The following is a 576-nucleotide window of genomic DNA, read 5'->3' as shown; positions in this document are numbered from 1 at the left end:
CCTTGTGCTTTTAAAAGCTCTTCTTCTATCTCTCCCGGCTCTATTCTAAATCCCCTTACCTTTACCTGATGGTCTATTCTTCCCAAGTATTCTATATTGCCGTCGGGAAGCCACCTTGCCAAATCTCCGGTCCTATACATGATCCCTTTGAAAGTAGTGTCCGTATCTCCACCACCTATACCGTTTTCAAACTCTGTAAAGGGATTTTGCACAAACTTCTCTTTCGTAAGCTCCGGACGGTTCAAATATCCTCTTCCCACTCCATCCCCTGCTATACATAGCTCTCCCGGTATTCCCACCGGTTGGAGGTTGTTGTATTTATCCACTATGTACAGTCTTATATTGTCTATGGGCTTTCCTATGGGGACTAAGTCAATATCTTCATCTAAAGGACAGTCAAAGTAGGATACATCCACTGTAGCCTCCGTTGGCCCGTACAGATTTATGAGCCTTGTACCATGCCTTTTGCCTAAAAGCCGGTTGAACCTTGCCACCTGCTTTGTCCCTAAAGCCTCTCCGCTGGCAAACACTTGTCTTAGGCTCGAAATCCTCTCTAATCCCGTTCCTTCCTCCAAG

The 576-nt window shown here is 45.8% G+C and carries 1 protein-coding gene; it reads right to left on the bottom strand.

The window, feature by feature from the left end:
• On the bottom strand, positions 1-576 hold a 576-nt coding region (locus JCM21531_RS17410), incomplete at both ends, for an AMP-binding protein (RefSeq protein ID WP_038291743.1).

The organism is Acetivibrio straminisolvens JCM 21531, assembly GCF_000521465.1.
In the GTDB taxonomy this organism is placed as follows: Bacteria; Bacillota; Clostridia; order Acetivibrionales; family Acetivibrionaceae; genus Hungateiclostridium; species Hungateiclostridium straminisolvens.
This window is presented reverse-complemented; position numbering and strand designations above follow the sequence as displayed.